Genomic DNA, 26,576 nt, shown 5'->3' on the forward strand with positions numbered 1-26,576 from the left:
TTGAAAACATTTAGAATATTAAGTGAACGCTATCGAAATAGACGGAAAAGATTCGGTTTACGCATTAACTTAATCGCTGCACTGGTAAACCGGATAAATTTTCAATAATGACTTTCGCAAGAGATCTAATATGTATTTTTAATGAGTAGGGTATCTCAAAATAAAAAATCAGGTGGATAAAAAAAGCCAATTCAGGAACTGGCTTTCAAGATCGGTTTTATGAAATAGGATTAAAGCTTAGCGACTAGCTCTACGGGCCTTGTTTTCTGGCTTAGGCGCAGAAATTTCACGTTCACCTTGCCAGACATCCATAAAGTCTTTTTCGTTGATATTGTAGAGTTCAAGCAAAGCCAGAATGACTCCGCCAAACATCATCGAACCTTCTGAATGGTCTTGCCAGTCAAAAATCTTACCGTTTAACACATGCAAAATGTCTGAAATTTCAAAATTTCGGTCCCGGCCATTACTGTCGGTTGGGTACATTTGGGTATTGAGAATAATTCGGGCGGCACTTTTTTCATTTTCTGATAAATCTAAAGAGGCAGTAATATCTTCATCTGGGGAGGAGAAGATGACCTCATCGGTAAATACCGTTCTGAGAAAATGACGGGTCAGCTTGGGTAAGGCTCTTTCTACAAAAGGACGGAATGAAATGGGAAAAATCACATTATGTGAAATACCCTTAAACATTGGGGCAATTTCTTCGGTTTTATAGCCAGCAATGCCACAACCCACCGAGGTAATGAAATAGGTCATTTTCGGATGATTTTTGGTATAAATCTTGAAGTCATCAATATAGTGCTGAATTTGCGACAAGGGCATCTGTTGCAAATGTTCGTTCATGGTGGGAATGGCATAACTTTGACCTGACCAGCCACGTCCTACGCCTTGCATTGCGCCAAAATATTGCAGGGCAGTACGCGCAGCCCCACCTGCATGGTTTCCTGCCATGTTGCTGCCAAAGACAAAAACGGTATCTTCCGGTAGATTTTTGACAATACTTTCGTCATGGTAATGGTAAGTCATAGGCTTTATTGTGATCATGAGGCTTTGTCTCATGTTGCTATTGAATGCACATGCGGTCAAGACAAAAATGTTGGAATTTTCTTTATATGAGTCCCTCGCTAAATATCAGGAGATTGATATTGAATGTTGAGCTTTAACCCTCATATCATTCAAACTGCATTAGTGTATAGAAGCTGAATAATATGTCGGATAGTCATCAACCTTTTGAATTAGTGACCAGCTATCAGCCTGCGGGGGATCAGCCACAAGCCATTGAAAAATTAGTCAAAGGTATTCAAAAAGGCTATCACGACCAGTTGTTGTTGGGGGTAACCGGTTCAGGTAAAACCTATACCATGGCCAATGTGATTTCCCAGTTACAGCGTCCTACCATCGTCATGGCACATAACAAAACCTTGGCTGCACAGCTGTATGGCGAGTTCAAGTCATTTTTCCCGAATAATGCGGTTGAATATTTCGTCAGCTATTACGACTATTATCAGCCTGAAGCGTATGTGCCATCTTCCGATACCTTTATTGAAAAAGACTCGGCGATTAATGACCATATAGACCAGATGCGCCTTTCAGCGACCCGGTCATTACTCGAACGCCGTGATGCCATCATTGTCGCGTCGGTGTCTGCTATTTATGGTCTGGGTGATCCGAATGCCTATATGAGCATGTTGCTGCATATTGTGCAGGGCGACCGGATCAGCCGTGATGACATTATTCGCCGTCTGGTAGAAATGCAATATAGCCGTAACGAACTGGAATTCTTGCGTGGTACTTACCGTATCCGTGGTGAAATTATTGATATTTTCCCGGCCGAGTCGGATCAGGATGCCATCCGCATTGAACTGTTTGATGATGAAGTCGATTCCATTCGCTGGTTTGATCCCTTAACCGGAAAAATGGTGCGTAAAGTACCGCGTGTGACCATTTATCCTAAAAGTCATTATGTTACTCCGAAGGATAATTTACAGCGTGCCATTGGTACCATCCGTGAAGAACTTCAGGAGCGTTTAGGCTTCTTTAGGGCCAATGACAAATTACTGGAAGCACAGCGTATTGAACAGCGTACCCGCTATGACTTGGAAATGATGCAGCAATTGGGCTATACCAACGGCATCGAAAACTATTCACGTCATTTGTCCGGTCGACCGGCAGGCGAGGCACCACCGACCTTATTTGACTATATTCCCGATGATGCCTTGCTGATTATTGATGAATCGCATGTCACGGTGCCACAAATTGGTGCCATGTATAAAGGCGACCGCTCACGTAAGGAAAATCTGGTCAATTATGGTTTCCGTTTGCCAAGTGCGCTGGATAACCGTCCGATGCAGTTTGAAGAATGGGAACGTATTATTCCATCCACGATTTATGTCAGTGCAACACCGGCAAAATATGAGCTGGAAAAAGCGCAGCAAATTGCCGAGCAGGTGGTTCGCCCAACCGGACTGGTCGATCCTGAAATAGAAATTCGTCCCGTGCTGACTCAGGTCGATGATGTGCTTTCGGAAATCAATATCCGTAAGGAACTGGATGAACGTGTTCTGGTCACGACCTTGACCAAACGCATGGCGGAAGACTTAACCTCGTACTTGAAAGAATACGGCGTCAAGGTGGCTTATCTGCATTCAGACATTGATACCGTAGAACGGACCAAAATTATTCATGAGCTACGTAGCGGTGTGCATGACGTACTGGTCGGGATTAACTTGCTGCGTGAAGGTCTGGATATGCCGGAAGTGTCCCTTGTGGCCATTCTGGACGCCGATAAAGAAGGCTTCTTGCGCTCGGAACGTTCATTGATCCAAACCATTGGTCGTGCTGCACGTAACGTGAATGGTAAAGCCATTCTGTATGCGGATCGCATTACCGACTCCATGCAAAAAGCCATGGATGAAACTGAGCGCCGCCGTGCCAAACAGATTGAGTTTAATACCCTGCATGGTATTACACCGCGCAGTACCAAGCGTCAGAATAACCAGGATATCGATACCGGTGAAGTGCTGACTGATGACCAAATTGACGAGAAGATTTCGGATCAGGCCCGTGCCCTAAGTGCCGATGAGCGTCATATTTTGGCTGATCCTAAATTGCTGGCAAAACATTTGTCCAAACTTGAAAAAGAGATGCTCAAAGCTTCGAAAGAATTGCAGTTTGAACAGGCAGCGCGACTGCGTGATGAAATAGTTCGTCTGAAGGCACAGATGCTGAGTTAGCTTGATGATTTTCATTGCAAAATAATTAAGGTCTGTTGGCAATCCATATATGAAATGTCAACAGACCTTACATAACGCTACAGTATGGTGGGGTTGGAGTCGTTATTTTTAAATGTGTAAGCACTTAAAGAATTTAAAATTTTGACTGAAAGGTACTTTTATGACAGGCGATAATCTTCCAAAAGCGGGCTATAAACTGGCTAAAATTGCCGTCGGTGGAGCTGTATTGCTGGGTTTGGGTATGGCGACAATGGCATATGCGCAAACCAAGCCACTACAAACGGTGGAAAAGGTTGAGCTGGATAAATATCTGGGTGTCTGGTATGAAGTGGCTCGCAAGCCGCTGTATTTTCAAAATAAGTGTGATCGTGATGTCACCGCGACCTATACCCTGAACGAGAACGGCAATGTGGTTGTAGATAACCGCTGCTATACCAAAGAGGGTAACCTCACCCAGTCGAGTGGAGAGGCATTTATTGAAAATGCACCTTTTAATAGCAAATTAAAAGTCAGTTTCTTGCCTGAGGCGATTCGCTGGTTACCCTTCGGTCGAGGGGATTATTGGGTGCTTAAGCTTGATGAGAATTATCAGACGGTATTAGTGGGGGAACCACGCCGCAAATACATGTGGGTATTGTCCCGTACTCCACAACCTGATCAGGCAGTCGTCAACGAATATTTGGAATATGCCAAGTCGTTGGGCTATGACGTGGGTGATGTGATTCATACCAAGCAGACGATCAGGTAACATACTACATACTTTAACAAAAGTTCAAAACCATGCTTAGGCATGGTTTTTTATTTGTTAAGATAGCTCCGATTTTAAAGTTGAATGATCCAGTATTTTGGATGGTTTCGCAAAGTCATGAAATGAATAATCCCCTTGAGGTAAAAGATGTATAAAGGCTTGGCTTTGTCAGTATTGGCATCCGTTACTTTTGGGGTGTTGTATTTTTATACGCAATTTTTAAAACCTTTGGACAGCGAACAGACTTTTGCCTGGCGCATGCTGGCCACGCTGCCTTTTCTAACCCTGTTTATGTGGTGGTCGGGTGATTTGCAGCATATTTCCCAGATTTTTAAGCGTATGGTTAAACAGCCTGTGTTCCTGATCTGGCTGATTTTTAGCTCCCTGCTTTGTACCACACAACTGTGGCTGTTTCTCTGGGGTCCCATTAATGGCCGTGGTCTGCAAGTTTCACTGGGGTATTTCCTGTTGCCTTTGGTGATGGTGCTGGTGGGTTGTGTGCTTTATAAGGAAAAACTGTCGAAATGGCAGTTGGCTGCCGTGATATTGGCCATTTTAGGGGTAGGACACGAAATCTGGCGCATCGGCAGTATCGCCTGGGAAACAGTTTATGTCGCTTTGGCTTATCCCTTATATTTCTTTTTACGCCGGGTCTTTAAAACGGATCATTTGGGCGGTTTCTGGTGGGATTTATGCCTCATTTTGCCAGTGGCTTTTTACTTGGGCTTTATGCATAGCGATAGTCTGAGTTTAATGGCTCATTTTCCACATTTAATTATCGCCGTGATTGGCCTGGGTTTTTTAAGTGCGTTGGGACTGGGCAGTTATATGCTGGCCAGCCGTTATTTGCCTTTTGTGATTTTTGGATTGCTGAGTTATCTCGAGCCCGTGCTTTTGGCCTTTGCTTCTATTGTGTTAGGGGAGCGGGTTGAGGCAGGAGAATGGCTGACGTATATCCCCATCTGGATTGCCGTTTTATTGCTGGTCATTGAGGGCACAATTCATATCATCAAACAAAAGCATAAACAGCGTGCACTGAATCAAAATGTGGAAAACTATCAGGATCGTTTGAAATAGACTGCAGTCGGTAAACTGGGTAAAAACTCAGGTTGTTTGATTAAGCAACATTTAACAAAAAAGTATACTTTCACTTTTTAAATCGCTTTCTGATCTTTTAACAGTAAAATCATGAAAATAATTACAACTATTTTATAAATTTATAGTGAATATATCGTAAAAAGCACGTTGAACATTCAGCTTTTGATTCAAAGTTGCTGATAATTCCTTTACAATTGTCGGGTTTGAAATTTATGCCTAGATATACAATTAATTAGAGGACGTAGCTGTGAGCAAAGACACTATCATCGCCCTACATGCAGAGCACCAAGGTCGCTGGAAAAACCGTGAAGAAATCGCGGAACGTATGATTGCCCTGATTGGTCAACTATATCGTGAAAAAAATATCGTGACTTCTGTATACGGTCGTTCTTTAGTTAACCGTTCAGTAATCCAGATTTTAAAAGCGCATCGCCGTACACGTGTTATGGATGTTGAGCTTTCTGTGGTTCACACTTTCCCGATTTTAGAAGCTTTAGCTAAAATTGAAAATATTGGTTCAGCAGAAATTGATCTAGGTAAACTTGCTGTTGAATTCAAGGAAAAAGGCGGTGACGTAGACGCTTTTGTTGCTGAAGCAGTGAAATCTTTAGCAGGTAATGCGAAGGTTGTAGAAGGCAAAGATGTTGTTCTTTACGGTTTTGGTCGTATCGGTCGTATTCTTGCGCGTTTAATCATTGGTCAATCAGGTTTGGGTCGTGGTTTAAATCTTAAAGCAATCGTGGTGCGTAAATCATCTGATGGTGATTTGGAAAAACGTGCTTCATTGCTGCGTCGCGACTCTATCCATGGTCCGTTCCAAGGCACAATTTCAGTTGATGAAGAAAACGAAGCCATTATTGCAAACGGTAACTTCATTAAAGTGATCTATGCATCTAGCCCATCTGAAGTGGACTACACTGCTTACGGTATTAACAATGCACTGGTGATTGATAACACTGGTAAATGGCGTGATGCTGAAGGTCTTGCTCAACACCTTCAATGCCCAGGCGCTGCACGCGTAATCTTGACTGCACCTGGTAAAGGTGACATGAAGAACGTTGTATACGGTGTGAACCAAGCCGACATTCTTGATGAAGATACTATCATCTCTGCTGCAAGCTGTACGACTAACGCTATCACGCCAACACTTAAAGTATTAGAAGACAAATACAAAGTGCTGAATGGTCACGTTGAAACAGTTCACTCGTTCACAAACGACCAGAACCTGATCGACAACTACCATAAAGCTGACCGTCGTGGCCGTGCTGCAACATTGAACATGGTTATTACGGAAACAGGTGCTGCTAAAGCGGTTGCTAAAGCACTACCTGCGCTTAAAGGCAAGTTGACTGGTAACTCTGTACGCGTTCCTACACCAAACGTTTCATTGGCTATTCTTAACTTAACCCTTGAGAAAGAAGTAGATCGTGAAGAAGTGAATGAATACATTCGTCAAATCTCAATCAACTCAAATCTTCAAGGTCAAATCGGTTATACCAACTCAACTGAAGTGGTATCTTCTGACTTTATCGGTTCACGTACTGCAGGTGTATTTGATGCGCAAGCAACTATCACTTCAGGCAACCGTTTAACTTGCTACGTTTGGTACGACAACGAAGTGGGTTATAGCTGCCAGGTATTGCGTATCGCAGAACAGATGGGCGGCGTAAGCTACCCAAAAATTCCTGCTGAAACAAATGCATAATTTGTTAAAGTAGTAAAAGGGAGTCTCTATAGAGGCTCCTTTTTTATGCCGTTATTTTAAGCTCATGCTATAAGCAGAAATTTTTACTGAATTTAATTAAAAAATGATACTTGTAGCCGAAATTCTAATCTGATAGCTTACAAATGGTAAGTACATTAAAAATAGTAAGTAAAAGATAAAAATATACAGATGGAGAGAGCTTGAATGAGTAAATATGCGATCAGTCCTTTGTTGGGGCAGGTGTTATCGAATGAATGTCCATCACGGGAAATATTGGAACATCTCGCGAACAAATGGTCGGTATTGGTTCTACGTTGTTTAAGTGAAGGGGTACATCGTTTTAGTGAGCTGAAACAGCGCATTGAAGGGGTGAGTGAAAAAATGCTGTCACAAACGCTAAAAATGCTGGAACAGGATGGTTTTATCCTGCGCACGGTCTATCCGGTGGTGCCACCCAAAGTGGAATATCAGCTGACCATTTTAGGTTCGCAAGCAGCAGAAAAAATGAATTATTTGATTGGCTGGGTAGAGCGGAGTTTGCCTGAGATTTTGGAAAATAAAGACCGTATTGCTAAATAAGAATTAAATTGTCTTGAGGGAAGCAATAAATGAAAAAATCTGAAAATTTGGTTGCTACTTTATTGGCGATCTATGGGATTTTATGTGCTATCAGCATTGCACTTTATGCGCTGATACAAATGTTTGTAGAAGATAAGTCTACTGCAACAAACCTTTTGATTTGGTCGGCGACAATGTTTGCCCCAATTGTTTTAATCATAAGTTTGAAGCAATGGAGTTTGCAAAAGAGATTAGAAGATTGTGCTTTATTAGCACAAAAAATCAGAAAAATAATGGAATTAAAATCAGCAGATATATGGTTTATAACTTGGTTCTTAAAAGAATATGAATATAAAGAAAATGAATCTAATGCTTTGATATTTGATAAGTGTAAGGAATTGCAAAATATTTTTCTCCAATATCATTACGATTTAAATGTAATTGAAGCTTCATACCATGGAGAAGATTCGGAGATTTTAGAAAAATACTTAAGTCAATTATGGGAAATTGAAGCGGGTATATTATTAGATATTGATGAGGTTAAAAGAGCAGAAGAAATTGAAACATTAAAGTATTTATTAGGTGATCCAAGCAGATTTATGCTCTTACACAAACAAGTTATAGATTTGTTACTTAAAATTTCGCTTTATCGGTTTGAATAATGTGCTTTTAAAGATTAAGAAGGAACAGGCTCTTTTAACCTATTCCTTCATTTAAATTTAAGCCTGCTTCATCTTTTTAAAATCAAAACGGTCAATCAGCAAAATTCCAATTGAAAAGCCCAAGCCAAGCGCGACACAGCCAATCCACCCAAAGTGTTCCCATGCATATACTGCACCCAGCGAACCCAAAGCTGCACCCGAAAAATAGATGGTCATATAGACTGCATTAATCCGTGAACGTGCTTTCAGGTCAATCCGGTAAACCAGATTTTGGTTTAGTACATGAAAGGCGGTGAGACCAAAATAACTCATCAAAACCCCAATTGCGTAAACCCAGATATTCTGCTGGGCAAAGAACAGGGGAATACATGAAAACAGCATCAGAAAAATACACAGTTTTGCGACCAGATTTTCTTTGCCTCGCCCCACGGTTTTGCCCGACCAGCTAGATGAATAAATCCCGATAACACCGAGCAAGCCAAACAGGCCAATTTCAAAATCACTAAAGTAGTAAGGCGCATTGCCTAGGACAAAGGTCATCGAGGTAAATACCATCGACAAGATGCCAAAGCCCAAAGCACCGGCACAGGCACGACGGATTAAATGTGGATTGTTTCGGGCAAGTGCAAACAGTGAACGGTAAATACTGCAGATGGTTAAGCCGGTTTGAGGTTGAGTATTCGGTAATTTTTTCCACATCACAACAGCAAACAGCAGGGTGATCACGCCACTGGATAAATACACACCTTCCCAGGACCAGTACGTTGAGACAAAACCGGCAAAGGTCCGTGACAGGATAATCCCCATTACCAAACCGCTCATGAGTTTTCCAACCGTTGCAGCACTGGATTCTGGTGGACTAATTGTTGAGGCAAAAGGAATCAGAACCTGAGCGGAAATTGCCCCAAAGGTGGCACACAGGGTGAAAAGGTATAAGGTGCTAAGGGTGGTGCTCAATGACAGCAGAATTTGCGAGATGGCAGCAAATACCATCAAACTGACCACAAGTTTACGTTTATTCAGGAAGTCGCCTAAAGGCACTAACAGCATTAAGCCAAGCACATAACCAATTTGGGCAAGCACGACGGTTAAGCCAGCCTGACTGGTGCTAATTTTCAAACTCTTTTCAATCGAATAAATTAGCGGCTGATTAAAATAAGCCGAACCGGCACATAAACCGCAGGCGATTGCCATAAGTAATACAAATTGTGATGACAAAAGGCTGACAGTTTCAGGTTTTGGCAAAGACATGATCAGGACTCAAACAACGCTGCATGCACTATAAGGAGAGTTGTTCAGATTCTGAAATAAGTAAAATCAATCATGTGATCATTAATTTATATCAACGGTTGGAAAATAATTGCTTGGCAAAAAGATCGGACAACATCAGCTTTTTGATAGATGTTTATAAAATAAAACTGAATTCAGTCATCTTCATGGAGTGCTGAATAAATATATTCGAGAAATTCTTTAAAATATGGCAGAATATGGGGTTTTAAAGTTTTTAGAGGATTGGCAGCATGCGCTTTGTTGATGAAGCAGTCATTACCGTAGAGGCTGGCGACGGTGGCAATGGCGTAGCCAGTTTTCGCCGTGAAAAGTTCGTACCATTTGGTGGTCCAGATGGTGGTGACGGTGGCCGTGGCGGTAGTATTTATATTCAGGCCGACGACGACACCAGCACCCTAGTAGATTATCGTTATACACGTAAATTCCGTGCAGAACGTGCAAAAAATGGTCGCGGTGCAAACTGTGCAGGCCGCGGCGGTGAAGACACCGTATTACTGGTTCCGGTTGGAACCACCATTGTAGATACAGAATCTGGCGATATCATCGGTGACTTGGTCGCTGATGGTCAGCGTGTATTGGTTGCAGCAGGCGGTGAAGGTGGTTTAGGGAATACTCACTTCAAATCTTCGACCAACCGTTCACCACGTAAATGTACTCACGGTGCTAAAGGTGAATTCCGTGAAGTGCGTCTAGAACTTAAAGTATTGGCGGATGTTGGCTTGCTTGGGATGCCTAACGCAGGTAAATCGACCTTTATTCGTGCGGTTTCTGCTGCAAAACCAAAAGTTGCAGACTATCCATTTACCACCATGGTGCCGAATCTGGGCGTGGTAGATGCCGACCGTCACCGTTCATTTGTGATGGCCGATATTCCCGGACTGATTGAAGGTGCATCTGAAGGTGCGGGTCTGGGTATTCGTTTCCTTAAGCATCTGGCCCGTACCCGTATTTTGTTGCACATTGTTGATGTACAGCCTATTGACGGTTCAGATCCGGCACACAATGCCAAAGCAATTTTGAATGAGTTAAAAAAATTCTCTCCAACACTTGCTAAATTGCCAGTGGTACTGGTGCTGAACAAGGTTGACCAACTTGACGAAGATACGCGTGAAGAATGGTGTAAGCATCTTCTTGAGGAAATGCAATGGACAGGTCCGGTATTCAAAACTTCAGGCCTCATGTCTGAAGGGACTAAAGAAGTTGTGTATTACCTCATGGATGAAATCGAGAAACAACGTGAACTCGAAGCTGAAGATCCAGAATACGCAGCACAATTAAAAGCGTTCCGTGACCAGCTTGAAGCTGAAACACGTGAACAAACCATCGCAGCGAAAGAAGCGTATCGTGAGATGCGTCGTCAACAGCGTCTTGCCGGTATTCTAGGTGATGACGATGATGATGAAGACGGTGATGATGGTGAAATGGAAGTGTACTACGTACGTTAAGCTCTGCAATAAGAGTAACTGAGGACAAGATGATAGAAGTGGTAGATGGGCAACGTCAGCTCAAGGCTTGTAAACGAATCGTTGTTAAAATCGGATCATCTTTACTCACAGCAAACGGAACAGGGTTAGATCTGGATGCAATTTCGCATTGGGCGAAACAGATTGCAGATCTGCACAATGCAGGACATGAGATTATTCTGGTGTCTTCCGGTGCTGTGGCTGAAGGTATGGTGCGAATGAAACTTGAGAATCGACCCACCGATCTACCCAGTCTTCAGGCTTGTGCTGCCATTGGTCAAATGGGGCTGATTCAAACCTGGTCGAGTGTTCTGGAAAATCATTCCATTCAAACGGCGCAGGTTTTATTGACTCACGATGACCTGGCAGACCGCCGTCGCTATCTCAATTCATGTGATGCCTTACAGAACCTGATTGACTGGCGTGTGATTCCCGTGATCAATGAAAATGACACGGTTTCTACTGATGAAATCCGCTTTGGTGATAACGATACCTTGGCCGCTATGGTGGCAGGTCAGGTGCATGCCGATTTGCTGATTATCCTGACCGATCAGCAAGGCATGTTTGACTCCGATCCACGTTCTAATCCGAATGCCAAACTGTTCCATACCGTGCGTGCTTTGGATGAAAGCCTGTTTGATATGGCCGGTGGTGGCGGTAAATTTGGTCGTGGCGGTATGCTGACCAAAGTCCGTGCTGCGCGTCTGGCGGCAAAATCGGGTTGTCCAACCCTGATTGCCAGTGGTGAAAGTGATAATGTGCTTGCTCGCTTAATGTCGGGTGAATTGTTAGGTACTTTGTTTATTACTGACAATGACCGTATTACCGCACATCAGCAATGGTTGGCGGCACATCTACAAACTGCTGGTCGTCTGGTTCTTGATGATGGTGCAGTCAAAGCGATTAAAGACAATCACCGCAGCTTGTTACCTGTAGGGGTAAAAGCGGTGGAAGGTCACTTTGAGCGTGGTGATGTGGTGGAGTGTGTAGACCAAGAGGGTCATCGCATTGCTGTTGGTCGCGTCAACTTCAGTTCACGTTCTGCGGAAATTGTCAAAGGTCTGGCCTCTGATAAAGTGCATCAGGTGTTAGGTGAAGCACGTTCGCTGGAAATGATTCACCGCAATCATATGGCGATTTACTAATTGCATAGTTTATAGCTTGAAAATCCCGCTTTAGAGCGGGATTTTTTATATCTATCTAGCAAGTTAGCCAGCTTAAATATCTTTCTGGTTCACTCGTTTTGACAGCTCTTCCGCACTTTCAACCCGTTCAAAATATCGGTCACAGTTGTATTATCACGAAGACGATGCAACTGCAGTTGAAGCAGTTCAATGTGCAAAAAAAATTGGAACTCGGTTACGAAACAGAAGAAGACATTGATGTGCCATGTCTTGAGAATGAAGGCGATAAAAGTGTAATTGCTGACTGGATTGCACTGACGCGTGTTGATGAGGTGGGTGGTGCAATATTCACAACTGAACAGGTTGAAGAAAATTTCACTCAATCGCTCGCAGATCAGGTGTTTTCTGAAGTTTCTGGATTTAAAGGTTTGCAATAATTTGCTGAAAAACAGGAAAAGGAATTGAAAACCGAGACGAGTTCTGGGCAGAGTTAGTTCTGAATGGCATCAGTGATCGAACAATAGCTGAGGCAGAAAAATTCTTAGCTATGAGGAATTTATGTTTTGGTCAGGTTACCGAAAAAACGAGGTTTGTTATTTATCAGTAGACGAATTGAGCAAGCCTTCGGAAATTTCTCAAAAGTATATATATCGTCGAAAGGTGCGAAAGATGTAGATGTAACATTATTTATGTCGAATTAAGATACTCCTATGGTGAAAGGGTTGACTTAGGCTTGGTTCCTTTATGCTATTCCAATGTAGTCTAGTTTCTTTTTATTCAATAAATTAGTATCTTATTTTCTTACTATAAGGGGGTATTATGAAAAAATTATTAGCATTAAGTGCTTTGGGTTTGGCTGTATCTGGCTGCACATCAATTCAGGTTAAAAATAACGAAGGATTTCAGCCAAAGACCATTAAGCAAATATGTGTGATCAATAATCCTAAGGTTACAATTGCCGGATTTGATGACTCAATAGTTCGTAGTTTCGCAAGATACAATATCAATGCACGCATTTATCCTGAAAATTCCAAAACGGCATTATGTGAAACCACGATGAACTACACTGCATTGCGCACATGGGATGTTGTGACCTACATGAGTTATGCAAAATTCACATTAATGAAAGAAGGGCAAGTTGTTTCTGAGGCTGAGTTTAAGTTGAAAGGCAAAGGCGGTTTGGCTTTGAATAAATGGCGCAGTACAGATACAAAGATTGATGAGCTAGTAGATGAGCTTGTTGATGCCAAGAAATAGAATAAATTAGCGGCGGCCATCACCCTCTTTAGGCCGTCTCACACTTGATTTAGCTGTAAAGATAGAGGGGAGAAGATTAAGAGCAACACTATCAGCAAAAACCGTGTGTTTACACGGTTTTAAATGAATCTTAAATATTTACTTAAACTGAATCGAACCATTGGCATTAACTGTAATTTTTGATTCACCGGCCTCAACATTTTGCGCATCAGCGGCCTCAGCACCTGCAAATTTCGCCATATTGGCACGCATCATTACCGGTTGTGGGTAGTAGTTATTGGTATTCAGGTTGAGGTTGACCAATTGATAGCCTGATTTATTCCAGGCCGAAGTTAACATTTGTGCGCGTTGCTGAAAGTTTTTCGATGCCTCCACCATCAATTCATTTTCCACTTTTTTACGTTCTGCATCGGAAACGGTAAAGTTGATCGACTGGGTTTGGAAGTTTTGTTGCAATTCGCTGATCAACTGGCTGACGGCTTTAAAATCGGTACTTTTTAGGCGAATTTCAGCCCGGCCACGCCATTCTTTCAATTTCTGGCTGTCATTGTCATACACCGGATAAGTGCTCTGTGTACCCGTTTCAACTTTCACTTGCGGGTATTTTTTCGATGCTGCAATGGCTTGATTCATGAGTTGTGTGATGAGTGCAGAAAGTTCAGCTGGCTGCTTCTTGCTTCTTTCAATATATAAAACCGCATACATTTCATCATTGGAAATCTGGCGAGTGGCTTCAGCCTGGACATTGACTAAATTATAATTCAGCTGCTCTGTTGGCTGCGCAAAGGTAGCTGTTGAAAGTAGGCTAGTAAGTACTAGAGAGGAGAGAGTTAAATATCGCATTATTTTTACCTATTTTTTGTAAAGAAAACTTCAGCCTTTAATAAACATGGTATCGCTACTTCATGAGGATTTTTTGTAGACTTTGTGTCAAGATTGTAAATGGTTTGATTGATCTTATAAAAAAGGCTTTTAAATAAAATATTTAAAAATTAATCACTTAAATTGATTTAACTTGAACAGTTACGTTCATTCAATCTTTTGCATAAAAAAAGTATAAAAATAAGGTTTTCTTTAGTCTGTCACACTGTAAGATGATAATTCAATCTAAGAATTGGCTTGATATATTTTTTTGATCGGTTTTGGGCAGATAAAGTCATAAAACTTGTTTATTTTATTGAAAAATTCTGTATCATCCGCCGTTTAGTTATGATGTATAAATCAAGTCGTCAAACTAGATTCTATAAAGCACCGAGTCAAAGGACCACAAGTCACCCGACTTATTTCTTTCAACCCATATCAGAGATGGTAATTCGATATGAGCGTTTCTTCTGTAAATCCTGCCACTAAGTCTACTAACGAATACTATTTGACTCGCCAAAGCCAGATGGAATCCAATGTTCGTAGCTATCCACGTAAATTGCCGTTAGCGATAGCAAAAGCCTTAGGTTGTTGGGTTACTGATGTTGAAGGTACAGAGTACCTCGATTGTTTAGCTGGGGCAGGAACATTGGCTTTAGGCCATAATCATCCTGCGGTAATTCAAAGTATCCAAGATACGCTAGCAAGCGGTCTTCCATTACATACTTTAGATTTAACGACACCTTTAAAAGATGCATTTACTGAAGCATTACTTGAACAGCTCCCTGGTGGGAAGGAAGAGTATTGCCTACAGTTCTGTGGTCCGTCTGGTGCAGACGGTACAGAAGCAGCAATTAAATTAGCAAAAACTTATACCGGTCGTAGCTCAGTGATCAGCTTCTCAGGTGGCTATCACGGTATGACACACGGTTCTTTGGCAATGACAGGTAACCTGTCTGCGAAGAATGCAGTCAATGGCTTGATGCCAGGCGTACAGTTTATGCCATATCCGCATGAATACCGTTGCCCATTAGGCATTGGCGGTGAAGCGGGTGTTGATGCCTTGACTTATTATTTCGAAAACTTCATTGAAGATGTAGAAAGCGGTGTAACCAAGCCAGCAGCTGTGATTCTTGAAGCGATTCAAGGTGAAGGCGGTGTGGTGACTGCACCGGTTAAATGGTTGAAGAAAATCCGTGAAGTGACTGAAAAACACAATATCGTGTTGATTCTTGACGAAGTTCAAGCAGGCTTTGGACGTTCAGGCAAAATGTTTGCCTTTGAACATGCGGGTATTGAACCTGACGTGGTCGTAATGTCTAAAGCTGTGGGTGGTAGCTTGCCGCTTGCAGTACTGGGTATTAAACGTAAATTTGATGCTTGGCAGCCAGCAGGTCACACCGGTACTTTCCGTGGTAACCAATTGGCGATGGGTACAGGTCTTGCGACCATCAAAACCATCAAAGAACAAAATCTTGCACAAAATGCGCAAGAACGTGGCGATTTCTTACAAGCTGAATTGAAAAAATTAGCAGTGGAATTCCCATGTCTCGGTAACGTACGTGGCCGTGGTTTGATGATCGGTATTGAAATCGTTGACGAACGTCAAAAAGCAGATCATATGGGTTCATTCCCTGGTGATTCTCAATTGGCTGCTGCAATCCAGGCTGCATGTTTCGATAACAAACTGTTGTTAGAAAAAGGTGGTCGTAACGGTACTGTGATTCGTTTACTTTGCCCGCTTATCATCACCCAAGACGAATGTGTTGAAGTGATTGCCCGCTTTAAGAAAGCAATTGCTGAAGCGCTTGTTGCAGTTCGAGGTGCATAAGGCATGGTAGATTTTGCAGAACACCGTAAAGCGTTATTCTGCAATGATGCAGGTTCCATTGCTGACTATCAGTCAGCAATGGACGAAGCGGTAAAAGCCGTTTCTGCATGGTTGCAAAACGACAAAATGTACACCGGCGGCAGCATTAAAGAGCTACGCAGTGCAATTGCATTTCATCCTTCAAAAGAAGGCATGGGTCTACACAAATCGCTTGAACGTATGGTTGAGCTTTTCTTAAACAAAAGCCTGAAAGTTCATCATCCGCACTCGTTAGCACATTTGCATTGCCCGACCATGGTGGCAAGCCAGATTGCAGAAGTATTGATTAATGCAACCAACCAGTCTATGGACTCATGGGATCAAAGCCCTGCCGGTTCATTGATAGAAGTGCAGTTGATTGACTGGCTGCGTCAAAAAGTCGGCTATGGTTCAGGTCAGGCAGGTGTATTTACCTCTGGCGGTACCCAGTCGAACCTGATGGGTGTACTGCTTGCGCGTGATGCCTGCATTGCGAAAAACTGGAAAGATGAAAACGGCAATCCGTGGTCAGTTCAGCGCGATGGTATTCCTGCGGATGCGATGCGTAATGTCAAAGTCATCTGTTCTGAAAATGCACACTTCTCTGTGCAAAAGAATATGGCGATGATGGGCATGGGCTTCCAGTCCGTAGTCACTGTTCCTGTAAATGAAAATGCACAGATGGATGTCGATGCACTGGAAAAAACCATGGCTCACCTTCAAGCTGAAGGCAAGATCGTGGCATGTGTAGTTGCTACTGCAGGTACGACCGATGCCGGTGCGATTGATCCATTAAAACAGATTCGTGAAATCACCAACAAATATGGCGCGTGGATGCACATCGATGCAGCTTGGGGTGGTGCACTGATTCTGTCTAATGACTACCGTTCTATGCTCGATGGCATTGAGTTGTCTGATTCCGTGACGCTCGATTTCCATAAACATTACTTCCAGACCATTTCTTGTGGCGCGTTCTTGCTGAAAGACGAAGCGAACTACCGTTTCATGCATTATGAAGCTGAGTACTTGAACTCTGCTTATGATGAAGAACATGGCGTGCCAAACCTGGTGTCTAAATCACTGCAAACAACACGTCGCTTTGATGCATTGAAATTGTGGATGACGGTTGAAGCATTGGGTGAAGAGCTTTACGGTTCAATGATCGATCATGGCGTGAAACTGACCCGTGATGTTGCTGATTATATTAAAGCGACTGATGGTTTAGAGCTTCTGGTTGAACCGCAATTTGCTTCGGTCTTGTTCCGTGTAGTGCCAGCAGGCTATCCTGCTGAATTGTTAGATACATTGAACCAGAACGTTGCGGATGAACTGTTTGCTCGCGGTGAAGCGAATATTGGCGTGACTAAAGTGGGTCAGGTTCAATCCTTGAAGATGACTACACTTAGTCCAGTTGCGACTTTAGATAACGTGAAGAACCTGCTTGGCCTTGTGCTTGCAGAGGCTGATCGTATCAAAGGTCCAATCGCGGATGGTACATATACGCCTGCAATTGATTAATTGATTGTCTGTGTGAAATGAGGAGGCCATACGGTCTCCTTTTTTTTATTTAAGATTGTACAACCTCATTTGATTTATGAGGTATCAATATTGATCTGATTGGAAGAGATGTGGTTGAAAAGTTTTGCTTTAAATTCAAGCTGTAAATTACAGACTAAAACTTTTTAGAGACCAGTATTCTGCAAGCAAGTCCCAGTCATGTTCTTTAAAGACCATGTGAGCGGGTCAATCAGGATTAGAATTTTTAATTGTTTTAATGTTTATGGTCATATCATTGTCATTATTTATTTTTGACTATATGACAAAATCATGTTTATGAATTTCAGAGATTTGGACAAGTGGTGGTAAAAATTAGAGTAGTGTAACTTTGAGACGGGACAGAGAAAGCCTGATACAGATAGAAAAGAAATCCAGAAACAGAACATTTTTATGGTCTGTACATAGAATAAACACCCTGCAAGTAGAAACAGAAGGCATGAGAAAATGACAGATTTAAGAAATATTACAAATTCGTACTCAAAAACAATGTTTGAATAATATTTTTGATTGGTTTTTAGTTATTGAATTTAAAAGATATTTTTAAAAACCCTACAAAAGAAATGAATTATCATAAAAGCGTCACAAAGCTGTAACTTGATTGTCATATTCTAAAATCAAAATGCAATCATCGAAATAAGTACAAAACTTTATAAAAAGTAGCGTACTTCAAAATTGCATCTATTGAAGAGAGAAAAGAATGCGCTTAAACCACATCGCACTTGCTTTAGCACTTTCAGGGGCAGCTGTAGCAACAACAGCAAATGCAGCTCGTGATACTATCCAGATCGCTGGTTCTTCGACTGTTTTGCCATACGCAAGTATTGTAGCAGAAGAATTTGGTAATACTTTCCCGCAATTTAAAGCACCGGTGGTGGGTTCTGGTGGTACATCTGGCGGTTTAAAACAATTCTGTCAGGGTGTAGGTGATAATACCATCGACATCGCCAATGCATCTCGTAAAATTAAAGATACTGAATTGGCTGCATGTAAAAAAGCTGGCGTAAACCAAGTAATCGAAGTTAAAGTAGGTTATGACGGTATTGTATTCGCATCTAACTCAAAGAAAGCAGCTTATAAATTACGTCCACAACATGTATTTGCTGCACTGGCTGCACAGTTGCCTTCACAAGGCAAATTGGTTCCAAACCCGTATACACGCTGGAATCAAATTGACAAAGCACTTCCAAATGAACCAATCACATTGGTAATTCCAGCTTCTAACCACGGTACACGTGAAGTGTTCCAGGAAAAAATGGTTGAAGCAGGTTGTGAATCTTACGCATATTTCAAAAACTTAGATAAAGATGCTCAGAAGAAAGCATGTTCAAATTTCCGTAAAGACGGAAAAGTCATTGAAATTTCTGGTGATTATACTGAAACACTTGCACGTTTAAAAACTTCTCCAAGTGCAGTTGGTGTGTTTGGTTTAGGTTTCTATGACCAAAACCGTGACAAATTACGTGTAGCTACAGTGAATAATGTGACCCCATCAGAGAAAACGATTCTAAATGGTTCTTACCCGGTATCACGTCCATTGTACTTCTACGTAAAAGGTGAGCACCTTAAATCAATCAAAGGCTTACAACAGTATTCTGAGTACTTCCTGAATAAGAAAGTTTCAGGTAAAGGCTCTAAACTGGAAAAAGCTGGTCTGATTTCTATGTCAGACAAAGAACGTGCCAAAGTTCTTGCAAATTTGAAAGCCGGTAAAGCGGTTAAGTAATTAGGATAAATGAGCTGACGGTAGAATAATTTCTACCTTCGGCTTTTTTGTATAGACAAGTTTTTCAAAGCATGAAAATTGAAAAATGCTGGAGAATACATGAATCTGCTACTTATGGGCGTGTTGTTGGCATTAATTGCCATCGCCTATCAAATCGGGTTATCAAAAAGCCGTAACCTAGCAGGTAAGGGAAATAACACTGCAAAGTTGCACTCGCGTCCTGGCTATTACGGGGCACTGGTGGCTTTATGGTGTGGTATCCCTGCTTTTTTAATTTTACTGGTTTGGAATATTGTCGAACCGAACATTCTGCGCCATGTGGTGTTAAATAATGTCCCTGCAAACGTTGCAGCGACATTGGATCGTGCCGGTATAGAAGTGCTCATTGATCGTGTTAAAGCGATTGCTTCGGGTTTTGGTGTGAGTGATCAAGCCGCAGCCTATGAAATTGCAGCCGCACAGCAACTCGCGAAAATTGAAACGATTAGTTCTTTTGCTAAATTGGCTTTAGTGATTTGTGCCGCTTTGGCGGGTCTGGTGATGGCTAAAAAGCGCATTGCCCAGCAATATCGTGCCCGTAACCAGGTTGAAAAAATCATTAATTGGGGCTTGGCTCTATGTTCCGGTGTGGCCATCTTAACCACCATCGGCATTGTACTTTCGATGTTTAGCGAAGCCATGCGCTTTTTCCATTTTGTCAGTCCGATCGATTTCTTTTTTGGTACGGAATGGAACCCTGGATTTAGTACTTCTGGAAATGCAGAAGGCAGTTATGGCCTGTTGCCATTAATCTGGGGAACCCTGATGGTGAGCGGAATCGCCTTATTGGTTGCGGTTCCTGTTGGACTGATGATTGCTATCTATCTGGCTGAATATGCACCTTCAAGTTTTCGTGCCTGGGCAAAACCTGCCATTGAAGTTTTAGCCGGTATTCCAACCATTGTTTATGGCGTGTTTGCATTGATGGTGATTGGCCCATTCTTCAAGTTGCTTGGCGAAAGCATTGGACTACACATTAATGCAACCAGTGCCTTAACTGCTGGTTTTGTCATGGGCATCATGATTATTCCGTTTGTATCTTCATTGTCGGATGACATTATTACCCAGGTGCCACGTGCACTACGCGATGGTTCTTTAGGGTTGGGTGCAACCAAGTCTGAAACCATTCGTCAGGTGGTTCTGCCTGCTGCACTGCCGGGGATTATTGGCGCATTCCTACTTGCCGCATCACGTGCGATTGGTGAAACCATGATTGTGGTTCTGGCAGCAGGGAATAGTCCATTATTGCATGTCAATCCGCTAGAAGCCGTATCTACAGTTACTATTACCATTGTGAACCAGTTAACCGGCGATACCGACTTTGCCAGCCCGCAAGCTTTGGTGGCATTTGCATTAGGTCTAACGCTGTTTGTCATTACGTTAGGTTTAAACATTGTTGCACTGTATATCGTGCGTAAATATCGCGAGCAATACGAATGAGTACATCAAATACATCTTCTATGGGGCAAAGCTTTGACCCACAAGCTGCAGCTGAATTACGCGAAAAACGTAAACAGAGAATTGCCAGTTCTTTAGCCAAACGTCATCGTAAAGAAAAGACATTCCGTATTTTAGGCTTTTCTGCAGTTGTGACAGGTTTGTTCTTTGTGGTGCTTTTATTCGGAAGTATTTTAGCGAAAGGCTTACCTGCATTCTGGCAAAGCAGTCTCTCTGTACCGGTCTATTTCGATCCTGCCATCATTCAGGTGGGTGCAAAACCTACGCAGAAGGATGGCGAATCTCCAGCCCAGTTTGCAGAGCGTACCATTGCCTGGCAAACCGAAATGGGCATGGTGGATTGGGATGCCTTGATTGTTAATGGCATGATTGCAAAAGATCCTTCAATTGCCTCAAAACGTGATGATTTATCCGCTTTGTATACCAGTTCAGAGGCCTATCGCTTGCGTGATATGGTAATGGCTGATCCAACGCTGATTGGCAAAAAAGAAGAGATCAAGATTCTGGCCGATGCCAATGTCGATGTATGGCTAGCAGGTAATATTGATCGCAGTTTACCTGATGACCAGCAACAGCTTAGTCCTGAAATTCGCCAGCTTGCCGATGATTTAAAAGCCAAAGGTGTGATTGAGAATAGCTTTAATACCAATATCTTTACCAATCCAGACTCACGCAGTTCACCTGCAACTTCTGGTCTTGCAGGTGCATTCATGGGCTCAGTGTTCATGATGCTGATCGTGATTTTTATCTCGATTCCGATTGGTGTGGCATCAGCGATTTATCTTGAAGAATTTGCGCCTAAAAATTGGATTACAGATGTTGTTGAAGTGAATATCAATAACTTGGCAGCGGTTCCTTCGATCGTCTTTGGTTTGCTCGGCGCTGCCATTTTTATTGGCTGGATGCATTTACCCCTTTCTGCCCCCTTGGTCGGTGGTCTGGTACTGAGTCTGATGACCTTGCCAACCGTGATTATTACCACACGTGCATCACTGAAAGCAGTACCACCATCCATTCGTCAGGCGGCATTGGGTCTGGGTGCTTCCCGTGTACAAACGGTATTTCATCACGTGCTGCCTTTGGCGCTTCCGGGCATTTTAACCGGCGCCATTATTGGGGTAGCACAAGCCCTCGGTGAAACCGCACCCTTACTTCTGATTGGGATGAGTGCTTTTGTAGCAAGCGTGCCAGCGACACCACTCGATCAATCTACTGCATTACCGGTACAAATTTTCTTATGGCAGGGTAACGAATTACGTAACTTCTTTGAAGGACGTACTGCTGCCGCAATTATTGTCTTACTGGCGCTGATGGTTGGTTTGAACAGCCTTGCCATCTGGTTACGTAAGAAACTTGAAGTGCGCTGGTAAGTGAGGACAATATATGAATACTGTAACAGCTATGACACAAGCAAATTCCTTAGAACAGGATGAATCCGTGAATCCAGAACAGAAACAGTTTATCGCTCCCGAAGTCGATCAAAAACATCCTGGTACTTCATTTGTTTCTCAATTCGATACTCATACTTCAACGAAAAAAGAAAATGAAACATCGAATGTTAAAATAAGTACTTCAGATGTCCATGTTTACTATGGCGAAGCAGAAGCCATTAAAGGTATTGACATCAATATCTATGAAAATGAAGTGATTGCCTTTATTGGTCCATCGGGATGTGGTAAATCAACTTTCCTGCGTACCTTAAACCGTATGAACGACACCATTGATACCTGTCGCGTGACCGGTAAGGTGATGCTTGATAATCAGGATATCTATGACCCGAATCTGGACGTGGTTTTACTGCGTGCACAGGTTGGTATGGTGTTCCAGAAACCGAACCCATTCCCGAAATCAATTTTTGATAACGTGGCGTATGGTCCTAAACTGCATGGTTTGGCGCGTGATAAATACGACCTGGAAGAAATTGTGGAAAATAGCCTGCATAAAGCGGGGCTGTGGAATGAAGTCAAAGACCGTTTAAACCAGCCGGGTACAGGTCTTTCAGGTGGTCAGCAGCAGCGTTTATGTATTGCGCGTACTATTGCGGTGAGTCCGGAAGTGATTCTGATGGATGAGCCATGTTCAGCGCTGGACCCGATTGCAACGGCTAAAATTGAAGAACTGATTTCAGAACTTTCAACCCAATATACCATTGCGATTGTAACGCACTCGATGCAACAGGCTGCACGTGTATCTGACCGTACTGCCTATTTCCATTTGGGTGACTTGATTGAAGTCAATTCGACTGAAAAAGTCTTTACTCAGCCAGATCACCAATTGACTGAAGCGTATATTACCGGTCGCTTCGGTTAATCTGAACACCATTTCTAAAAAGAGCCGTAAGGCTCTTTTTTATTTCACTATTGTTGTATTGAAGTTAGAAAGACTGGTTTTCTTTTTGGTTAATGATCATTATTTGCAAAATATAAATTGAATTTTTGTGTGATTGCCCACATCTTATGCAAGATAAATATGAATTAAATGAGTCTGTATCTGTATGTTATTTCACAATCCCAAATTACCCGCTGAAATCCGTATCAACCATTTAAACGCACGTGTAAATGAACAACGAAAAAAAATTGCACAAGCGACTGCATCTAAATTGGAACAACTGCATCTTGCCCAACAGCTTTCAAAAGAAGCGCGTTTACGTAAAAAGAATAATCAAAAAATTTATGTGCTTGACTTCAAAGGTGACACAGCAGCCTCTGCCGTAGAAAACTTGCGTGAAGAAATTACCCTGATTTTAGCCACTGCAAAAGCAGGGTGTGATCGTGTTGTGGTGCGTCTGGAAAGCCCAGGCGGTATGGTGCACGGCTATGGTCTGGCAGCTGCCCAGCTGGTGCGTTTGCGGGATGCCGGTTTTAACCTGACGATTTGTGTCGATAAAGTTGCAGCCAGTGGCGGCTATATGATGGCCTGTATTGCCAATGAAATTGTATCTGCACCATTTGCCGTCGTCGGTTCCATTGGTGTGGTTGCACAGGTACCAAACTTTAACCGTCTGCTGAAAGAAAAGCACATTGACTTTGAACTTTATACCGCAGGTCAGTTTAAACGTACCGTGACCATGTTTGGTGAAAATACCGCTGAAGGTAAAGCCAAATTTGAACAAGAGTTACAGCAGACGCATGAGCTGTTTAAGCACTTTGTTGAAAAGTACCGTCCGCAGTTGAATGTTGAAAAAGTGGCAACAGGTGAGCACTGGTATGGAAAAGATGCGCTTGAATTGAATCTGGTAGATAAGCTGCAAACTTCAGATGAATATTTGCTTGCTTTATTGCCACAACATGAAGTCTTTGTGATTGAAACTCGACGTAAACCGACACTGGGTGAAAAGCTGGGTCTACAAGCGGCGCAAATAGCTGACGGTCTAGTCCCTGCAGTGATGAATAAAGTGATGGAATCATTGAGTAAAGCCAATGCAAATTTGCTACAAATGCGTGACCCTAAACTTTAATTGAAAGCTGTTTGCTGATTTTAAAATTGCGCTCTGATGAGCGCAATTTTTTTGACTGACTGTAGCTTAATATCCGATTCAATTTGATCCCCCCTTATGAGGAAATTAAAATAAATGAGCACAGGTTTTTTATGCTTTAGCGTAGAACCACTTCTGCAACGGATTTACTGATCCGGTTTCAGTATATTGGGAGTAAATAGTATTCTGCTTGAAAAATGGCTGACAAAGTAGAGCTGGGGGAGGCTGAAGCTGACTCATGGTTCCCTATTTGCCTGAATGCTATCCTTGGACGTGTGGTCACTTTCTGGTTGCGGTATTTTAGCTAAGTTTTTATAACATAAATCAAGAAGGCCATAGCCTGCAGCGCCGACTGTTGCAAGCAGCATATCTTTATGTGCATCCCACATATCTCCCTGTTGCCCATTATAATTTTCTGCTTCCTCCGGTGATAAACCAATGGCAATCAGCCATTCAAGCCATTCATAAATTAAGCTGGTGGCCATGATAAACTGCACCACCAATAAAAATAGCATGAAGGGTTTAGCCCCAGGCAGCCATACATGAAACAGCCGTAGTAACACTGGGTAGAGCAGTACACCACAGGCAAGATGCACCAGACGGTCATACATATTGCGTGACCAGCCCATCGATTGATTAAGGTCAAAATTGAACAGCTGAATCAGCCATTCGTTATAGGGAACATAGGAATACAGGTAATGTGCACCGATAATATGGATCAGTAAAAAAATGAGATAGAGCACAAAACTATAAAAACTCATGCCAATTTTTTTTTGGGTAAACAATAACAGCGCAAGCATAAACACGGTACCGGCTTGATGCAGTAGATATGCTTCAAATTCTAAAGGCCGAATACTGGCGATGATTACCGCAACAGTGAGCACTGTAAGTGCCAGCCAGTGTTTGATACTCAGTTGATGTTCAATCATTATTTCTTGTATTGGCAAAGTTTTATTGGGAGTGCTGAAATTTTATCAATGGCTTATGTGGTTACAAACATAGATGAATTATCAACAGATTCTATTCTAATAAAAAAGCGAAGCCGAAGCTTCGCTTTTTAGATTTATTTCGAATTAAATTTTAGAAATTAAATCCTTAATCTGTTTCGCTTGAGTTGACGCATTACCTGTATAAGTTGCAGGAGTCATTTCAGCCAGACGGGCACGGTCAGCAGCAGGAACGGCTTCCAGCTCGTTACCATTCACGAAATCAACCATCATGTCGCGAGTCATGGCCTGACCACGAGTCAGGGCTTTTAATTTCTCGTATGGTTTTTCAACTGCATAACGACGCATTACCGTTTGAATTGGTTCAGCAAGCACTTCTTGAGCATGGTCAAGATCTTCCAGAATACGCTGTGCATTCAATTCAAGTTTGCCAATACCTTTAGAGCAAGCTTCGAATGCGATCAAGCTTTGCGCAAAACCAACCCCCATGTTACGAAGCACAGTAGAGTCAGTTAAGTCACGTTGCCAGCGAGAGATTGGAAGTTTTTCGCCCAAGTGTGCAAGAACTGCATTGGCAATACCCAGGTTACCTTCAGAGTTTTCGAAGTCGATCGGGTTGACTTTGTGCGGCATAGTTGAAGAACCAACTTCACCTTCTTTCAAACGTTGTTTGAAGAAACCAAGCGAGATATAACCCCATACGTCACGGTTAAAGTCGATCAAGATGGTATTGAAACGACGTAACGCATCAAAAAGTTCCGCCATGTAGTCATGTGGTTCAATCTGAGTGGTGTACGGGTTAAACTGTAAACCTAAAGATTCCACAAATGCTTGTGAATGAGCAGGCCAGTTGATTTCTGGGTAAGCAGAGTAGTGCGCGTTGTAGTTACCTACAGCACCGTTGATTTTGCCTAGAAGTTCAACTTGTTTGAACTGTTTGATTTGGCGCGCTAAACGGTAAGCCACGTTCGCCATTTCTTTACCCAAAGTGGTTGGGCTAGCAGTTTGACCATGGGTACGAGACAACATTGGTTGTTCAGCATGAGTTTCAGCCAAAGCAACGATTGAATCGATGATTTGTTGCATTGCAGCAACTAAAACTTCACGACCATTTTTCAGCATTAAAGCATGAGACAAGTTGTTGATGTCTTCAGAAGTACAGGCAAAGTGAATGAATTCACCGGCATTCTTCAATTCTTCGATATCAGCAATCTGTTCTTTAAGGAAATACTCAACTGCTTTAACATCATGGTTTGTGGTACGTTCAATTTCTTTAATGCGGTTGGCATTGTCTTCAGAGAAGTTGGCAACAATTGCATCAAGCGCAGCATTGGTTTCTGCACTGAAAGCAGGAACTTCAGTGATTTCAGGACGGTTTGCAAGCGCTTGTAACCAGCGTACTTCAACAGTCACACGAGCGTGGATTAAACCAAACTCAGAGAGGAAAGGGCGCAAAGCATCACATTTGCTAGCATAGCGTCCATCTAATGGAGAAAGTGCGGTTAAAGCGTTCATAGCGATTCCTTAAA

Annotated in this window: 22 protein-coding genes and 2 pseudogenes; 18 read left to right on the forward strand and 6 right to left on the reverse strand. The window is 42.4% G+C overall.

Features of this window, described 5'->3' with window-relative positions; genetic code table 11:
• Nucleotides 1-108 (forward strand): annotated as a pseudogene (locus tag FTT87_RS09660) (IS5/IS1182 family transposase); the annotation flags it as partial.
• Between the two features lie 129 nt (nt 109-237).
• Here the strand turns inward: FTT87_RS09660 and FTT87_RS09665 are convergent.
• On the reverse strand, nt 238-1,026 hold the full coding sequence (locus FTT87_RS09665) for a hypothetical protein (protein ID WP_180082740.1): 789 nt from the start codon (nt 1,024-1,026) through the stop codon (nt 238-240).
• A 182-nt stretch (nt 1,027-1,208) separates the two neighbouring features.
• Between FTT87_RS09665 and uvrB the strand changes: the two genes are divergently transcribed.
• The 6 genes from uvrB to FTT87_RS09695 all read left to right on the forward strand — a co-directional run bounded on the left by uvrB (nt 1,209) and on the right by FTT87_RS09695 (nt 8,004).
• Nucleotides 1,209-3,233: an excinuclease ABC subunit UvrB gene (gene uvrB / locus FTT87_RS09670; protein WP_180174781.1), complete on the forward strand. Its 2,025-nt coding sequence runs from the start codon at nt 1,209-1,211 to the stop codon at nt 3,231-3,233.
• A gap of 160 nt (nt 3,234-3,393) precedes the next feature.
• A complete protein-coding gene (locus tag FTT87_RS09675) occupies nt 3,394-3,981 on the forward strand; it encodes a lipocalin family protein (protein WP_180174782.1) in 588 nt (195 codons plus the stop codon).
• A gap of 147 nt (nt 3,982-4,128) precedes the next feature.
• Nucleotides 4,129-5,058 (forward strand): EamA family transporter RarD, encoded by a 930-nt coding sequence (gene rarD, locus FTT87_RS09680; protein ID WP_180174783.1) that lies wholly within the window; start codon nt 4,129-4,131, stop codon nt 5,056-5,058.
• A gap of 268 nt (nt 5,059-5,326) precedes the next feature.
• Nucleotides 5,327-6,784 carry a glyceraldehyde-3-phosphate dehydrogenase gene (locus tag FTT87_RS09685; protein WP_180044578.1) on the forward strand — a complete coding sequence of 486 codons (1,458 nt, stop codon included), beginning with the start codon at nt 5,327-5,329 and terminating at the stop codon, nt 6,782-6,784.
• A 204-nt stretch (nt 6,785-6,988) separates the two neighbouring features.
• Nucleotides 6,989-7,363, forward strand: a complete 375-nt coding sequence (locus FTT87_RS09690; RefSeq protein ID WP_166167111.1) for a helix-turn-helix domain-containing protein — start codon at nt 6,989-6,991, stop codon at nt 7,361-7,363.
• A 29-nt stretch (nt 7,364-7,392) separates the two neighbouring features.
• Entirely contained in the window at nt 7,393-8,004 is a 612-nt protein-coding gene (locus FTT87_RS09695) for a hypothetical protein (RefSeq protein ID WP_180174784.1), read from the forward strand.
• A 57-nt stretch (nt 8,005-8,061) separates the two neighbouring features.
• On the opposite strand, the gene FTT87_RS09700 is transcribed toward FTT87_RS09695, so the two are convergent.
• Complete coding sequence (locus FTT87_RS09700; RefSeq protein ID WP_180174785.1) at nt 8,062-9,255, reverse strand: MFS transporter; 1,194 nt, start codon at nt 9,253-9,255, stop codon at nt 8,062-8,064.
• A gap of 269 nt (nt 9,256-9,524) precedes the next feature.
• On the opposite strand from FTT87_RS09700, the gene cgtA reads away from it, so the two are divergent.
• Nucleotides 9,525-10,739 carry an Obg family GTPase CgtA gene (gene cgtA, locus FTT87_RS09705; RefSeq protein ID WP_180082747.1) on the forward strand — a complete coding sequence of 405 codons (1,215 nt, stop codon included), beginning with the start codon at nt 9,525-9,527 and terminating at the stop codon, nt 10,737-10,739.
• Nucleotides 10,740-10,768: 29 nt separating this feature from the next.
• Nucleotides 10,769-11,902: a glutamate 5-kinase gene (proB, locus tag FTT87_RS09710; RefSeq protein ID WP_086196117.1), complete on the forward strand. Its 1,134-nt coding sequence runs from the start codon at nt 10,769-10,771 to the stop codon at nt 11,900-11,902.
• Between the two features lie 72 nt (nt 11,903-11,974).
• Here proB and FTT87_RS16240 read toward each other — a convergent pair.
• Nucleotides 11,975-12,052, reverse strand: a pseudogene (locus FTT87_RS16240) (arsenical resistance protein ArsH); the annotation flags it as partial.
• Between the two features lie 41 nt (nt 12,053-12,093).
• Here FTT87_RS16240 and FTT87_RS09715 point away from each other — a divergent pair.
• Both FTT87_RS09715 and FTT87_RS09720 read left to right on the forward strand, forming a co-directional pair.
• On the forward strand, nt 12,094-12,318 hold the full coding sequence (locus FTT87_RS09715; protein WP_180174786.1) for a hypothetical protein: 225 nt from the start codon (nt 12,094-12,096) through the stop codon (nt 12,316-12,318).
• A gap of 382 nt (nt 12,319-12,700) precedes the next feature.
• Complete coding sequence (locus FTT87_RS09720) at nt 12,701-13,138, forward strand: Sbal_3080 family lipoprotein (RefSeq protein WP_180174787.1); 438 nt, start codon at nt 12,701-12,703, stop codon at nt 13,136-13,138.
• Between the two features lie 138 nt (nt 13,139-13,276).
• On the opposite strand, the gene FTT87_RS09725 is transcribed toward FTT87_RS09720, so the two are convergent.
• Nucleotides 13,277-13,981: an SIMPL domain-containing protein gene (locus FTT87_RS09725; protein WP_180174788.1), complete on the reverse strand. Its 705-nt coding sequence runs from the start codon at nt 13,979-13,981 to the stop codon at nt 13,277-13,279.
• Nucleotides 13,982-14,456: 475 nt separating this feature from the next.
• On the opposite strand from FTT87_RS09725, the gene FTT87_RS09730 reads away from it, so the two are divergent.
• From FTT87_RS09730 to sohB, 7 genes are all read left to right on the forward strand, one after another.
• Nucleotides 14,457-15,830: a diaminobutyrate--2-oxoglutarate transaminase gene (locus FTT87_RS09730; protein ID WP_086196113.1), complete on the forward strand. Its 1,374-nt coding sequence runs from the start codon at nt 14,457-14,459 to the stop codon at nt 15,828-15,830.
• A 3-nt stretch (nt 15,831-15,833) separates the two neighbouring features.
• Nucleotides 15,834-17,366 carry an aspartate aminotransferase family protein gene (locus tag FTT87_RS09735; RefSeq protein ID WP_180174789.1) on the forward strand — a complete coding sequence of 511 codons (1,533 nt, stop codon included), beginning with the start codon at nt 15,834-15,836 and terminating at the stop codon, nt 17,364-17,366.
• 736 nt (nt 17,367-18,102) lie between these two features.
• Nucleotides 18,103-19,128: a substrate-binding domain-containing protein gene (locus tag FTT87_RS09740; RefSeq protein ID WP_166167009.1), complete on the forward strand. Its 1,026-nt coding sequence runs from the start codon at nt 18,103-18,105 to the stop codon at nt 19,126-19,128.
• Between the two features lie 99 nt (nt 19,129-19,227).
• On the forward strand, nt 19,228-20,607 hold the full coding sequence (gene pstC, locus FTT87_RS09745) for a phosphate ABC transporter permease subunit PstC (RefSeq protein WP_086196110.1): 1,380 nt from the start codon (nt 19,228-19,230) through the stop codon (nt 20,605-20,607).
• Nucleotides 20,604-21,995, forward strand: coding sequence for a phosphate ABC transporter permease PstA (pstA, locus tag FTT87_RS09750; protein ID WP_086196109.1), 1,392 nt, complete (start codon nt 20,604-20,606; stop codon nt 21,993-21,995). The genes pstC and pstA overlap by 4 nt, the downstream gene beginning before the upstream one ends.
• A gap of 13 nt (nt 21,996-22,008) precedes the next feature.
• The gene (pstB, locus tag FTT87_RS09755) at nt 22,009-22,935 is read left to right on the forward strand and encodes a phosphate ABC transporter ATP-binding protein PstB (protein ID WP_086196108.1); all 927 of its coding nucleotides are present in this window, start codon (nt 22,009-22,011) and stop codon (nt 22,933-22,935) included.
• A gap of 184 nt (nt 22,936-23,119) precedes the next feature.
• Nucleotides 23,120-24,082 carry a protease SohB gene (sohB, locus tag FTT87_RS09760; RefSeq protein ID WP_180043277.1) on the forward strand — a complete coding sequence of 321 codons (963 nt, stop codon included), beginning with the start codon at nt 23,120-23,122 and terminating at the stop codon, nt 24,080-24,082.
• Nucleotides 24,083-24,336: 254 nt separating this feature from the next.
• Here the strand turns inward: sohB and FTT87_RS09765 are convergent, their stop codons facing one another.
• A complete protein-coding gene (locus FTT87_RS09765) occupies nt 24,337-25,029 on the reverse strand; it encodes a DUF2238 domain-containing protein (protein WP_180174790.1) in 693 nt (230 codons plus the stop codon).
• A gap of 144 nt (nt 25,030-25,173) precedes the next feature.
• Nucleotides 25,174-26,562: an adenylosuccinate lyase gene (gene purB, locus FTT87_RS09770; RefSeq protein ID WP_180174791.1), complete on the reverse strand. Its 1,389-nt coding sequence runs from the start codon at nt 26,560-26,562 to the stop codon at nt 25,174-25,176.
• Between the last annotated feature and the right edge of the window lie 14 nt (nt 26,563-26,576).

The sequence above is a fragment of the Acinetobacter sp. YH01022 genome, assembly GCF_013420235.1.
Classification (GTDB): Bacteria; Pseudomonadota; Gammaproteobacteria; order Pseudomonadales; family Moraxellaceae; genus Acinetobacter.